This is a genomic window from Streptomyces sp. NPDC098789 (assembly GCF_044759975.1).
Lineage (GTDB): Bacteria > Actinomycetota > Actinomycetes > Streptomycetales > Streptomycetaceae > Streptomyces.
Genome location: NZ_JBIWAJ010000035.1, coordinates 36,542 through 48,993 on the forward strand (window position 1 = coordinate 36,542; position 12,452 = coordinate 48,993).

A 12,452-nucleotide genomic window follows, 5' to 3' on the forward strand; every position below is an offset into this window, starting at 1 on the left:
TCCTGGCGCGTGCTAGGGAGCGGAACACGTTGTCTGGGGTCACGCGCGGTGCGCGTCGAACGAGGCCTGCGCGCGGACGAGCCACTGGTAGCTCTCGCGCGCGGGGACCGCGGCGGCCTCCACCTCGTCGAGGCTGGCCTGCAACTGTGTGCGCCCTTCGCAGGTATCGACGTAGTGGATTCCGATGGCCTCGTCCACGACCAGGCAGGGACGACGGCGTAGGTGAAGCTCCGCAAGGTGATCTCCCGGCCCGAGCACCCTGCTCTCAAAGGGCACGATGCGGACCGTGGCCGCACCGCAGCGGATCAACTGGCACAGGTGCCTCAACTGGCCAGCCATGACCGCGTAGCCACCGACAGGCCGCTCCAGGACGGCCTCGTCCAGCAGCAAAGAGACCCGGGGACCGTCGGCGGACAGGCCGCGCAGGCCCAGAGGGACCTGGCCGGGCACGAAGTAGAGGCGAGCATGCCGGACGACGGCCTTCGCGTACGCGGGAGTCTGGAGTAGATCAGGGATCAACATCGCCGACCACATACGAATCCGGTGGGCAGCCTGCTCCCACGCCGTGAGACGGTCACGGTTGCCCGCACCCTCGTCCAGCCGCATCGACCCACAACCCGCCCTGGGGTCCAACAGGCTCCTCACCGCGTCGATGCCCGATTCGGCCGTGAACCCGTAGACCCTCATCAGGTCAGCGGCGGTGCCCGGATCCACCGCCCCGCCCTCCTCCAGCCGCCGTAGCGCGCGCAGAGACAGACCAGCCGCGCGGGCCGCCTGCCACTGGCTGATGCCTTTGGCGTGGCGCACCGCGGTTAGGTAGACGGCCGTCACGATCTCACTCGGCCTGCTCATGCGGGCATCTCCGGCGCCCCGTCCAGGAGGACGTCGAGCACTGCCTCTGTGACGATCGCGAGCCGGCGGAGGTGGGCAAGCGAGTCTCCGCGTCCGGCCGGCTCCTCCTTGCGCAAGGTACGTGCCTGTTCCACGAGGGCGTTGACGGATTCGCCCGACTGGCCGCCACCCTCTAATTCCAGGACCGCGCCCACGAGCTGCATGAGCGCACCCCGGAACCGTTCGGCCCCTTCGAGAACGGCTTCTTCCTCCAGCTCCGGCCCCCGCATCTGGACCTCCCCGATCAGGTCGAGAAGGTCATCTACAGCGACGCCGGTGCGATGCTGGCGCGCCAGGCGCCACAGCTCGCTGGCCGGCAGGGGAGGCCTCCACCCCTCAGCGGGGACGTCTTCCGGCGTGCGGATGTCGAGGGGCTTCATGTTGCACCCCGGATCGTGGACGGGTAGCTCGCACCAAGTCCCTGTCTGGTTGGGGGTCACGCCCCACCTGCCGCGGTGCTCCTCGGCGATGGCGTTCACGATCGTGAGGCCCCGGCCGTGCTCCTCGTCTTCCGTAGCAGTCCGGGCCTCGCGGGATGAGGAGACACCATCGGTGACTGAGACCAGCAACGAGTCGTCCTGGAGGACAAGGCACAGTTCGCCGTCGGGGCCTCTGCCATGCTGGATGGCGTTGGTGACGAGCTCGCTCACGATCAGAGCGACGTCGTCCGCGAGTTCAGGGAGGCCGCAGTATTCCATGTGTGCCTTGGCCAGCGACCGAATCCGCGGTACCTGCCGAAGGCTGCTTGACGGGGCTCCGGCTGCGGCGATGTCGGGGTCGGTCGAAAAACTAACGGCCATGGCGTCGGATCGGCGAGGAAGGAGCTGGGCCTGCCATCGGGGGTCAGTTGAGACGTCCTCAGCTGCTCGCTTTGCGGTCGGTGCCATGGTTCCTCCGTGCTGACGATGGAACGTCTACGGCGGTGACTCTGCGAACCACCGGCACAAGAGGTAACCGCGCAACCACGTTGTGGAGATAGGCAATTCACCGCGCGACCTCACTGCGGCTAGGCGGTAATTTTTACCTTCTTTGCCGTCACTGTGAGCCGCTGCGAGCTACGTTGAGTAGATGACGGACAACGTCCACCTGGCCGGGCACATGTCGGCTGCTGCGTTATCGCAGGCCGAGCTCGCCAACCGACTCAACAGGCGGATCGAACGCCTGACGGGCCGGCCCGGAACCCTGCAGGCCCGGCACATCAGGAACTGGCTGGGGGGAAAAACCCGGTGGCCGCAAGAGAGACAGCGCCGCGCCCTGGAAGCAGAATTCGGAGTGAGCGCCGAGGAACTGGGGTTCGTCCCTCCAAGCGGGCCATCCTCGCGCCCCGACTCAGGACCACCAGAGGACCCCGTGGATCGCGATCGCCGACATTTCACCGCCTCCGCAGCAGCGCTAGCCGCAGACACCTTGCTGTCCGTCCCTGACGCCGCCGCAAGACCACGTGTCGGGATGAGCGACGTCGAGTCCCTTGAATTGAGATTCACCGAACTCGTGGCCGCCGACAACGCAGCGGGCGGAACCCTCAACCTGGAGACACGCGCCCTCGCATTCGCCCACCACGCTCTGGAACGGATCAAGGTAGGGACAGCGTCGACCCGCGTACAGAACCGGCTCTACGCGAGCGCCGCCGCATTCACCGGAACCGCCCTCTGGTCGGCGATCGACGCACGGGAGATCGACCGAGCCGAGCGGCACTTCGACCGCGCCCTCCGCTACGCCCGCCTCGCCCAAGACCCCGTGGCCGAGCTGCGCCTCTGGAGTCACCAGGTGCTGCTCTCCGGCCAACGCCCTGGCGGCCGGAACGAAGCCCTGGCCGCCGCCGAGGCGGGCCGCAGCTCGGCTGCCTGCCGACGAGATCCCCTCTACCGATCGCTCGCAACAGCCCGGCTGGCTGGAGCCCAGGCTCAGGCCGGCGAGTACAACGGCGCCCTCCGCTCTCTCGACCACGCCCGCGCGTCCCTTCGCAAGGCAGACACCGGCGCTCGACGCCCCTCTTGGATCGGCTTCTACGATGAAGCTGAGCTCAACGGCTTGACCGCCCTGGTCATGAAGGACACAGGCCGACACGCGGACGCAGAGGCATTCCTTCATCGGACCTTGACCTTGCTGCGGCCGGACCTGGTCCGGAACCGGGGGTACTACTCGGCCACCCTCGCCGTGATCCAGCTTCGCCAAGATGAGGTCGAGCGCGCCTGCTCCACGGCCCTGACCGTCTTGCCCGAACAAGCGGGTGATTCACTGTCGGGGCGTACACGCACCTTGCTCAGCCAGTTCCACCGAGAACTACGTGCCACGGCGCCGAACGCGCCGGCCGCGTCGGAGTGGACGCATCGCTACACCGAGGCGAAGGGAATCCAACTGTGACGGTCGAGATCAAGCAAGTGGCGGCGGACCAGCTGTCGCTGATCCGGCAGGACATCCTCGAAATTCACGTCGAAGTACGCCACCGCGACTTCGGCCTGGACAACGAGTTCAACTCCCGAGCCCGGTTCGATGAGCGCCTGACGACCTACTCGTCTCGGCCGGGGTGGTCGGGGGTGCTGGGGTACGACGACGGCGTCCCCGTGGGGTTCTGCTTCGGCGTACCGCTCGGCGCGGACACAGCCTGGTGGTCCTCGATGAGGAATCCGCTTCCAGCGGAGTACACCATCGAGAACGGCAAGAGGACGGTGGCGCTCAACGAGATCGTCGTGCGCAAGGAGTGGCGGGGGAGCGGTTTTGCCTGGCAGCTTCACGAAGCCTGGCTTGCACAGCGGAACGAAGAACGCGTCACCCTCTTGGTAAACCCGGCGTCCGGGGACGGATCCGTCCAGGCAGTCTATGAAGCGTGGGGCTACTCCAAGATCGGCGAGCAGCAGCCCTTCCCCGACTCCCCGGTGTACGCATCCATGATTCGGCCCGTTCGACAAAACTAGGCCCGCGCCTGCCACGGAGGGTCCCATGGTCGCGAGAGGCACGATCCGACCAGACGCCCCCCGGGCAATAGGGGCCGGGAGTAGAGCCTACCGCCCGGGAAGGGCGTCAGGCTGCTTCGCCGCGCTTCATCTTCTTGAACTGCTCGGTCATGTCCGCGGTGTCGGCGGTGGGCGGGGCCACGACGGTCCGGCTGGCGCCGAATTTGAGGAAGTCGATGTCCATCGTGGTTTCGCCGATGGCCTGGCTCATCCGGGCCGGGGTGCCCTTGTCGTCGATCCAGACGTCCATGGTGATGTCGCCGGGCATGCCCATGTGTTTGTACGGCGAGCCGGCGGCGCCGAGCTTGTCCTGGGGGATGGTCGCCGTGGAGTGCACCGTGTTCAAGCCGCGGAGGTTCTCCGTCCCGATCTTGGTCGTGTCCTTCGCGTACGGGAGCATCTTGAGCCCCTGGGTGGGGTCGCCGGTGCCCGTCTTGATCGAGGCCGCGCCGCCTTCGCCGAGGATGCGGACGTGCCCTTGAAGGTGCATCACCAATGCACTCGCCCCCCTACCCCAGACCTCCCCACCGCAGGTCACCGGGAGTCAAGGGACGAAGCTCACCGGTCCTCGTAGTCTCCCGCCGGTGAGTTCACCGGTGAACTCACCGGCCACGCCCGGTGACCACTGCGGGCGCAGGCTGTGGGGCTGGGCATGGGTACGGCAACGATGACCGCGGGCTTGGTGGCCGCTGTGGTGATGGTGCTTGTGGGTGCCGCGACTGCGGATGCGGTGGTGCGGGACTGCTCGTGCACCCCGCGCGACGGTCAGTGGCTGTGTCTGGGCACGAGCAGGTCTCCGGGGCCGGTGGTGGAACTGCGGGCGCGCTCGTCCGGCGGCGCGGAACATGTCCGCGGGTGGGGGACCGTTCTGCAGGGCGGGTCTGGCTGGAGGTCGCGGGCTAGGGCGCTGCGATGCGGACGGCACAACTGTGGGTGGCCCCTTACGGGGAAGGCACCACTGGAACCGTATCGATGTCCACGGACTACGCATATGACGGCCCGGGGTGTCCATTCGGGCCTGTGCTGCGGAGCGCGACGGACTGAGACCTGACCTGTACCCAACAGCGCTAGACGGTCGTGCTCCAGCCGCGGCGTGAGTGGGCTGGTCGGGGGGCTGCGCGGGAGCTGTACACGGACGCGGTGCGCGCACACCGGGATGCCGGGTGACGGGCGGGGTCGACCGTCGGGTGTACGGGACGGATCCCGAAGACCCGTCCCCGGGGCCGGAGCTGGGGCGCGAGTATGTCGAGCTGGTGGGCGGAGCGCTCGACGGACAGCTGCTCGACGTGACCGGCTGGAGCAGCGAGGAGCGGGAACTGGGCGCGTTCCTGATCGCTGAGCGGGGGCGGTTCGGGCCCGGCGGCCGGGCCTCGTACGCCCCCGCCCGGGGAGACCTCGACGCGCGCTTCTACTGGGAGGGAGACACCCCCTGAGCCGGGCGGCCCACGGTCTACCGGAACCGCCTGCGGGCGCCGGGGTGGTGGGGGACTGAGGGGGATTATGCGGGGGACTATGTGGGGGGCCCTTGAGGGGGACTATGCGGGGGACTATGAGGGGGAGACCAATTCTGGCGCTGCCTTGCATTTTTGCAGGTCAGGGCTGGTTTTTGGGCCGGTGAAGACGCAGACATATAGATGGGGGTGGGGTAGGAGAGGGGCTCGGGTGTTGATGGCGGGGTGAAGGTTGGTGTGTGGGAGGAGCTGGGCAGTTGATGGGTAAGGGGGGAGGGGTTGGAGGTGGTGGGGGGCTGAGCGAGGGGGAGGGGTTTGGGGGTTGTTGGGAGGGAGGGCTGGCTGTGTGGGTGGAGGGTTGTAGAAGAGGGTTGTGTGGGCCGCGGCGCAGTTGATCTGTGTTGGGGCTGGGGGCTGGGGGCTGGGGGCAGGTTCGGCGGGTTGTCGCCTTCGGGCGGCGGCCCGCTTTTTTGTGTCCGCAGGGTCGCCCATGGGGGGGTGTCTCTATGTCCTTCGTCAAGGACGTGGTGCCGGGTATGGGGATGTTTGGGATGGTCACGCGGCGAGGGTTATGGTTGGGGTTCGGGACTCGTAGAAGGTGCCGTCTCGGAGCATGGCGAACAGGACGCTGATGCGTTGGCGGGCGAGGCGGAGGAGTGCCTGGGTGTGGGTTTCGCCGCGGGCTCGTTGCCGGTCGTAGTAGGTGCGGGAGGCGGGGTCGGCGTTCATGCAGGCGAAGGCGGAGAGGAACATGGCGCGTTTGAGCTGCCGGTTTCCGCCTCTGGGTGCGTGTTCGCCGTGGATCGATGTCCCTGACGACTTCGTCGTGGGAGCGAGGCCGGCGTAGGAGGCGAGGTGGGCGGCGCTGGGGAAACTGGTGCCGTCGCCGACGGTGACCAGCAGGACGGCGGCGGTCCTGACTCCGACTCCCGGCATCGAGGTCAGGACCTGGTGAAGAGGGTGGGCCTCCAGCAGGTTGCTGATCTGCGCTTCCAGGGCCCGGCGCTGGTCGTGAACCGCGGCGAGCGAGGCGGCCAGCGACGGGATCACGATGTCGAGGGTGCCCGTTCCGGGAACGATAACGGTCTGTTCGTCGAGGGCGTCGAAGACCTCGTCGATCAGCCGCTGAGCTATCCGCGGGGCCTTGGGCCGGATCAGCTCGACGAGCCTGCGGCGGCCGGCCTTTCGCAGGGCGGCAGGGGATCCGTGGCGCTCGAGGAGCCAGGTGACGGCCCGGTGGTCCAGACGCGGGCCGAGCACGCGCTCCAGCGAGGGGTGGAACTGGGTCAGCAGTCCGCGTATCCGGTTGGAGGTGCGGGTGGCCTCGGCGGCGAGGTCCTGGTCGAAGCCGGTCAGCACGGTGAGCTCGGCGGTGATCTCGTCGGTCAGCTCCAGCGAACGCAGGACGTGTGGCATGGTGCGGGCCGCGTCCGCGATGACCGCCGCGTCCTTCGCGTCCGTTTTCGCCTCACCCGGATACAGATCGGCGATCCGCCGCATGACGAGTCCGGGCAGGTAGGCGACCTCGCAGCCCGCGTCGCGGGCGACGGTCAGCGGCAGGGCCCCGATCGAGGCGGGCTGGTCCACGATCACCAGCACGGTGCCGAACTTGGCCTTGAGCTTGTCGAAGACGGCCCGCAGCTTCGGCTCGCTGTTGGGCATCGGCTTGTCGAAGACCTTCTTCCCGGCCGGGGTCAGCCCGTGGCCGTGATGGGCGCTCTTGCCGACGTCCATCCCGAGGAAGACGCCCACGCCTTCGGTGTCTAACATCGCGTTCTCTCCGCAGGGTTGATCGTGCCGGCCTCGGCAACGGTGCCGTGCTCGCGCATCCACGTTATGCAGACCTACCGCCCGCGTCTCTGCCCGGCATTGCGCCGGACCGGGCGGTGGCCGGGTCTCTCATCAGCGTCTGTGACGGCACCCCTCGGGCCCGGCGACACCACCCCCCAGGTCATCACTTCGACAGAGGGGACACAGCCATACCGAGCCCGGAGGCCAGCGGCCCCATTGCAGGACCGCGAAAAACATAACGGGGGGGGCGGCGGGCGGGAAACGGCGGAGGCCGGCACGGGGCGAGGGCTGCTTGGTCTGGAGGAGCGGGTGCGGCTGCTCGGCGGGGAGTTCGAGGCGGGGTCCGTGGCCGGCGGGGGGTTCGCGGTCGTGGTGGGGGTTCCGCTGGTCCAGGCCGAGCCGGGCGTGCTGAGGCGGGTTCCGGGTGCAGGGGTGTCGCGGCTGCCGCGGCTGGCGTCCGGGGCTGCCGGGCTTGTGGCGGTGGGGGCTTTGCTGCTGGTCGGGTTGCGGCTGGCTTACGTGCCGCAGCCGTCTCCGGAGGCTGAGTACGTTCCCGACGTGCGGCTCGGGATGAGCTGGGATCGTGTCGTCTCGCTCGTGGGGGTGGATTCCCCGCTTGCTCACGCGGCCGCCGGTGGGCGTATGCCTGCACCGGATCCTGTGGCACGGTGTGTGATGCCGTACCGGTCCACCATTGACGGGAGTGGGTGGATTGAGCTGGTTCGGTACTGTTTCATCAATAATCAGCTGACTGATATCGACCGGTTCAAGGTGAGTTCAAGATGAGCATGACAGGCCATTTCTCCGTGATGTCCGCCGGGGCGGGGACGGCGTGGTGATCCGGGTATTGCTCGCCGACGACGAGGCCCTCGTGCGCGCCGGAGTCGCGATGGTGTTGCGCCACGCCAAGGATATTGAGGTCGTCGCTGAGGCCGCCGACGGGGAGCAGGCCGTGGCGCTGGCTGCTGCCGAGCGGCCTGATGTGGCTCTGATCGACGTGCGGATGCCCGGGACCGACGGCCTCGCTGCGGCCGAACGGATCGCGGCGCTGCGGCCTGCCGTCGCCGTGGTCATGCTCAGTACCTTCGGTGACGAGAGTAACGTCGTCTCGGCGCTGAAGTGCGGGGCCAACGGATTCCTGCTCAAGGACAGCGGTCCGCAGGAACTGATCAACGCTGTCAGGGTGGCGGCCGCCGGGGAGGCGGTCCTCTCCCCCGGGGCCACCCTTCACGTCATACGCAAGTTGCGGGCCGGGGACGCCGAGGAGCGTTTCCGGGCCTGCGAGAGTCAGATTGCCGACCTGACTCCCCGCGAACGGGAAGTCCTTGCGATGGTCGGCGAAGGTCTTCCCAATGCCGAGATAGGGCAGCTGCTGGGAGTGAACACCGTCACCGTCAAGGCCCATGTCGGCCGCATCTTCGCGAAAGCGCGCCTCACCAACCGAGTGCAGGCAGCCCTGCTCGCCCAGCGGACGGGACTGGCCAAGCCCTTCTGAGCACGGTCAGCCGGCCCGGCCGTCCTGGGCCAGCGAGAAGTTCCGTGACAGCCGCCACACCAGCGCGTAGACCATCACGGCCAGGCACATCACCTCGATCGCGGCCAGGGCCATCTCCGTCGCGTACCACCACAGCAGGGCCCCTCCAGCGGGGAAGTCGCCGTTGAGGGGGCGCGGCGGGAAAAGGAGGGTCATCACGGCCGGTGCCACCAGTGCACCGGCCAGGACGGCCCGTGCGGTCATCCGTGCCCGCTCCGTGAGTCCCGGCGGCGCGACGGATTCCGGAGCCCTGCGCCACCAGAGCGCAAGGAAGCAGCCGGTGGCCAGCAGTCCGAGGACCGTGCTGCCGTCCTGGACCAGCTGCGTGCAGTCGCCGAGGCAGAAGAACTGCCCGTGTGTCAGGCCGTCCCACAGGATGTGCGTGGTGGCGCCGATCACCACCGAGAGCACCACATAGCCTGTGTCCGCCCAGGACCGCCAGCGCAGTCCGCTGCCCGGGATCACGAGCCTGGCCCGTGCACGTGCGGACGCTAGGTCCAGCAAGGGCCGCTTTAGCAGGCCGTGGAAAAGGGTCAGGAGCAGCAGTCCGAAGACGAGGTCGATCGTGACCGCACCCAGGGGCTGATGGCTCGTCAGTCCTGCGCCCGGAATCGGCAGCCTTTCCGCCCAGTCGGGCACCATGGCTCCGGCGACCAGGGCTGAGGGCGCCAGCCGTCCTCGGCAGAACGGAAGCACCGCGGCCGGGTGGGCCAGGGCATAGGGCATGGAGCGGCTCCAAGACTGGGAGGGTAAAGGTTCCCTTACAGTCTTGGAGCCGCACAGGCCCCCAGCGTCGCTCCAGGGAACGAAGCAGCAGGTGCACCTTCGGTATACGACCGCCCGTCATCGACCGTCGAAAGCATGAGGTCCGGCACCACCTGTGGGCAGCCCTGGCCGCCAGAGCCGGCTCTGTCTCACATTCGGTGGTGACAGAAAGTCATCGGGAAATGCGCTGGCCGAGAAGGTGGAAGCGGATCCGGGCCAGCTGTCTCCCATCCCGTACACCCGGAGTCCCAGAAGCCTGAACAACGGGCCGAGCTCGGAGAATCGCTGCGCGTGACGACCATGACTACTTGCTACCATCGGATGTGAGAAAGAGCCGAAAACTTGACCTGGGTCTGATGCAGGTTCGGGTGACAGGTTCGGTCACGGGGCCTGAAGGGCCGGTGTAGTCATGACGGTCTCGAATTCGACGGGGGACAGCCTGCCGAGCGAGGCTTGCCTGCGGTGGCGGTGGTAGGTCCTTTCGATCCAGGTCACGATGGCGATCCGTAGTTCCTGGCGGGTGGACCACTGCCGGCGGTCGAGGACGTTCTTCTGCAGCAGGCTGAAGAAGGATTCCATGGCCGCGTTGTCGCCGGCCGCACCGACTCTCCCTATCGAGCCGGCCATCCGGTGGCGGTCGAGCGCCCGGACGAGTTTCCGGGATCGAAATTGCGAGCCGCGGTCGCTGTGCAAGATGCATCCGGCGACACTTTCCCGGCGGGCCACGGCGTTGTCCAGGGCGGCCACAACCAGGCGGGACTTCATGCGTGCGTCGATGGAGTAGCCCACGATCCGCTTGCTGAAGACATCCTTGATCGCGCAGAGATACAGCTTTCCCTCGCCGGTGGCGTGTTCGGTGATGTCGGTGAGCCACAGCCGGTTCGGGCCAGTCGCGGTGAAGTCACGATGGACGAGGTCGTCGTGCACCGGTGGGCCGGCCTTCTTGGTCCTGCCGCGCTTCTTTCCGAACACGCTCCACCAGCGGTCCCGGCAGATCCGCCACGCGGTCCGGTCGGCCATGACGGCCCCGATGCTACGTGCTTCGTCGGCCAGGAATCGGTAGCCGAACTCCGGGTCCTCGCGGTGGGCGTCGAACAGCGCGTTCGCGCGATACGCCTCCGCGAGCACCGCTTCGGCCACCGGCTGGTCGAGCCAGCGATAGTAGGGCGCTCTGGCGAGCTTGAGCACCCGGCACGTCACCGTGACGGGCATCCCGTCCGCGGCCAGCTCTTTCACGAGCGGGTAGATCCTTTTCCCGGGAGGTTCGCCTGCGACAGATAGGCCGCGGCCCGGCGCAGGACCTCGTTCTCCTGCTCCAGCAGCTTGATCCGCCGACGCGCTTCCCGCAGCTCCGCACTCTCCTGGCTGGACGTTCCGGACTTTGTCCCCTCGTCAACGTCCGCCCGGCGCATCCACTTCCACAGCGTCATCGCGTGGACCCCGAAGTCGGCGGCCACCTGCTCGACCGTCACGCCCGGGCCGCGGTTCCTCGCGACCCGCACGACGTCTTGGCGGAACTCTTCCGGATAAGGCTTGGGCACAGCGACATCCTTCCCACCTACCCCATAGGGCAAGCCAGTTCAGATGTCACCCGATCGTGCGGCAGACCCTAGCGTTCTTTGAAGCGGTTGACTTGGCGGGGGTTGATCGCGAACACCTGGTAGCCGGAGGCGACCAGAGCATGCCACGAGCCGCGGTCTGTCTCGATCCCGACCATGACCTCGGGCGGGTCCAGGGCCTCACCACCGTGCCGGGCGACGAGCTCGTGGAGTCTGGCGATGCCTGTCACGCCCTCAGGCAGATTCACGGCGGCCAGCTTTCAGCCGCTCTCGTCCTGGGCCTCGACATCGTGGTGGGGTCGGCGCGGAGCGCGGTACTGGGATTGCTCCCAGCCCGTTTCTCCACGCCGCCCTCCCGGACCGGACGTGCGAGTTGGCCCCGCATCCGGCTTTCCATCCTTCCACCGCGCTGGCTGCACGAGGTGAGGACGGCACTGGACGGTTCCCACGTTCACTTGAAGCCGATCGACGGGTGAGGTACCCGGCTCTGCCCCTGCGGCATCGCCACGGCTATGCTGTGGACATTCACCGTGGCCTCCCGGTGGGTAATCACATGCCCCCCAGAAGTTCCCCACTGCCCGAGGGCAGCGGGTGCGCGCCGCGACCAGCCGGTATCCGCCAGATATGAGCTGGTGGGCCGTTAAGGGGCGTCAGACACCGGTTCCTCTCGTACACCTTCCCGTCTCGCTAGTGCTTGCTTCCTCAAGTTGTGGGTATAAAGCCTCTGTTGGGTGTTTGGTAGGGGGTGGGTTGTGCCTGCGTTGCTGCGTGCCCGGGTTGCTTCGGGGCTCGATGAGGTCAGGGTGGTCGCGAGGCTGGCGGGCGCCCGGAAGGCGCCGGCCGATCTGGTGATGAGAGCGGGATCATCGCTCTGAGCTGGGACGGTTTGCGGGTCGCGGGGATCGCGGCGGAGCTCGGCTGTCATGCGAAGACGGTGCGGTGGTGGCTCCACCGCTTCAACGAGCTGGGGCTCGAGGGGCTGGAGGACCGGCCGGTCAGCGGCCGTCCTCGGCGGATCACCGAGGCCGAACGGTCGAGGATTGTCGGGCTGGTCAGGCAAACCCCTCCGGGCGTCTGACCAGGGGCGAGGATGGTGAACTGGCCGCGGACGACGCGGAGGGGGCATCTCAGTGGACGCTTGCGGCTCTGGCGGAGGCCGCCCGGCAGGCCGGGATTGTAGTGGGGAGATCCCAGATCCGTCGGATCCTGTTGGCCGAGGGTGTCCGATGGCGCCGTACCCGTTCCTGGGTGAGGTTGAAGGACCGTGACTTCGAGGGAAAAGGACGCGGATCATCGGTCTCTACACCGACCCGCCCGACGGCGCGACGGTCGTCTGCGCCGACGAGCTCGGGCCGGTGATCCCGCGTACCTTCCCGCCGGCGCCGGGCTGGTCACCCGACGGGCGTCGCATCAACCCTGGGTATTCAGCGGAATTGGGTGATCTGACGTTCCGGTAGCAGAAAGGTGCCGCTGGCCTGCAAGGATGCGAGTGTCTGGGTCGTATCCG

General features: G+C 67.8%; 13 protein-coding genes. 6 read left to right on the forward strand and 7 right to left on the reverse strand.

Annotated features, from left to right (window positions below; genetic code table 11):
• Positions 1-39: 39 nt before the first annotated feature.
• Both ACIQWR_RS39875 and ACIQWR_RS39880 read right to left on the reverse strand, forming a co-directional pair.
• A complete protein-coding gene (locus tag ACIQWR_RS39875; RefSeq protein ID WP_404020579.1) occupies positions 40-852 on the reverse strand; it encodes a helix-turn-helix transcriptional regulator in 813 nt (270 codons plus the stop codon).
• Complete coding sequence (locus tag ACIQWR_RS39880) at positions 849-1,778, reverse strand: DUF6415 family natural product biosynthesis protein (protein WP_404020582.1); 930 nt, start codon at positions 1,776-1,778, stop codon at positions 849-851. The genes ACIQWR_RS39875 and ACIQWR_RS39880 overlap by 4 nt, the downstream gene beginning before the upstream one ends.
• Before the next feature lie 181 nt (positions 1,779-1,959).
• Here ACIQWR_RS39880 and ACIQWR_RS39885 point away from each other — a divergent pair, with 181 nt between their 5' ends.
• Together ACIQWR_RS39885 and ACIQWR_RS39890 are read left to right on the forward strand one after the other, a co-directional pair.
• Positions 1,960-3,255, forward strand: coding sequence for a hypothetical protein (locus ACIQWR_RS39885; RefSeq protein WP_404020585.1), 1,296 nt, complete (start codon positions 1,960-1,962; stop codon positions 3,253-3,255).
• Positions 3,252-3,806: a GNAT family N-acetyltransferase gene (locus tag ACIQWR_RS39890; RefSeq protein ID WP_404020588.1), complete on the forward strand. Its 555-nt coding sequence runs from the start codon at positions 3,252-3,254 to the stop codon at positions 3,804-3,806. The genes ACIQWR_RS39885 and ACIQWR_RS39890 overlap by 4 nt, the downstream gene beginning before the upstream one ends.
• 106 nt (positions 3,807-3,912) lie before the next feature.
• Here the strand turns inward: ACIQWR_RS39890 and ACIQWR_RS39895 are convergent, their stop codons facing one another.
• Positions 3,913-4,338 (reverse strand): hypothetical protein, encoded by a 426-nt coding sequence (locus ACIQWR_RS39895; RefSeq protein WP_404020591.1) that lies wholly within the window; start codon positions 4,336-4,338, stop codon positions 3,913-3,915.
• Between the two features lie 670 nt (positions 4,339-5,008).
• Here ACIQWR_RS39895 and ACIQWR_RS39900 point away from each other — a divergent pair.
• Complete coding sequence (locus tag ACIQWR_RS39900; protein WP_404020594.1) at positions 5,009-5,278, forward strand: hypothetical protein; 270 nt, start codon at positions 5,009-5,011, stop codon at positions 5,276-5,278.
• Between the two features lie 573 nt (positions 5,279-5,851).
• Here ACIQWR_RS39900 and ACIQWR_RS39905 read toward each other — a convergent pair.
• Entirely contained in the window at positions 5,852-7,066 is a 1,215-nt protein-coding gene (locus tag ACIQWR_RS39905) for an IS110 family transposase (protein WP_404020597.1), read from the reverse strand.
• Between the two features lie 330 nt (positions 7,067-7,396).
• Here ACIQWR_RS39905 and ACIQWR_RS39910 point away from each other — a divergent pair, with 330 nt between their 5' ends.
• On the forward strand, positions 7,397-7,873 hold the full coding sequence (locus tag ACIQWR_RS39910) for a hypothetical protein (protein WP_404020600.1): 477 nt from the start codon (positions 7,397-7,399) through the stop codon (positions 7,871-7,873).
• Positions 7,874-7,922: 49 nt separating this feature from the next.
• Entirely contained in the window at positions 7,923-8,582 is a 660-nt protein-coding gene (locus ACIQWR_RS39915; protein WP_404020618.1) for a response regulator, read from the forward strand.
• A 6-nt stretch (positions 8,583-8,588) separates the two neighbouring features.
• Here ACIQWR_RS39915 and ACIQWR_RS39920 read toward each other — a convergent pair whose 3' ends face one another.
• The 3 genes from ACIQWR_RS39920 to ACIQWR_RS39930 form a co-directional block, all read right to left on the reverse strand.
• Positions 8,589-9,347, reverse strand: coding sequence for a DUF4184 family protein (locus tag ACIQWR_RS39920; protein WP_404020603.1), 759 nt, complete (start codon positions 9,345-9,347; stop codon positions 8,589-8,591).
• A gap of 420 nt (positions 9,348-9,767) precedes the next feature.
• A protein-coding gene (locus tag ACIQWR_RS39925) for an IS3 family transposase (protein ID WP_404020606.1) occupies positions 9,768-10,927 on the reverse strand; the annotation gives its coding sequence in 2 pieces (ribosomal slippage) (positions 9,768-10,640 and positions 10,643-10,927; 1,158 coding nt in all).
• Positions 10,928-10,995: 68 nt separating this feature from the next.
• Positions 10,996-11,193, reverse strand: a complete 198-nt coding sequence (locus ACIQWR_RS39930; protein WP_404020609.1) for a hypothetical protein — start codon at positions 11,191-11,193, stop codon at positions 10,996-10,998.
• A 638-nt stretch (positions 11,194-11,831) separates the two neighbouring features.
• Here ACIQWR_RS39930 and ACIQWR_RS39935 point away from each other — a divergent pair.
• Positions 11,832-12,023: a helix-turn-helix domain-containing protein gene (locus tag ACIQWR_RS39935; protein ID WP_404020612.1), complete on the forward strand. Its 192-nt coding sequence runs from the start codon at positions 11,832-11,834 to the stop codon at positions 12,021-12,023.
• Positions 12,024-12,452 lie beyond the last annotated feature (429 nt).